General features: G+C 47.6%; 1 protein-coding gene. It reads right to left on the reverse strand.

The features are described 5' to 3' along the window. A partial coding sequence (locus O0V13_RS21515; protein ID WP_268037074.1) for a transposase occupies positions 1–199 on the reverse strand: 199 nt, incomplete at its 3' end. Between the last annotated feature and the right edge of the window lie 242 nt (positions 200–441).

Here is a 441-nt window from a genome sequence, read left to right on the forward strand (position 1 = left end):
GTGGGGTTTCAAAAGGAAGGCTCAGCTGATCGGAAGATTCAAAGCGTTCCCGCTTCTGGCCGAAGAGCATCTTCTGGAACTTGGCAAGAATCCCTTCCAGATCTTCAATGCGACGGTCTTTGGATTCCAGCTGCTGACTCTGCTCGCCCAATAAGGCGATGAGTTCGGCTTTAGTCAACTGGTCCAGAGGTTTGTTCATGCCTCGAAAATAACAGTTCAAAAGGAGCTGTCAAAGCATTAGTTTCCCACAGAACCCGTGGATAAGTGGACCTCCCGGCCGATTCCTGTTCCTGACCTCAAAAAACCATTCCCATAACTCAAAAAGGCACTTTCAACCCCAAAACCCTGACCGAAAGTCAATGAAAAAAGGAGTGAAAACCTTGAAAAAAAACTCAGAGTTTAGTGTATCTGGGAAGCTGCCGGGAATCCAGCACCTTGATG

The organism is Algoriphagus sp. PAP.12, from assembly GCF_026652115.1.
Taxonomy (GTDB): Bacteria; Bacteroidota; Bacteroidia; order Cytophagales; family Cyclobacteriaceae; genus Algoriphagus.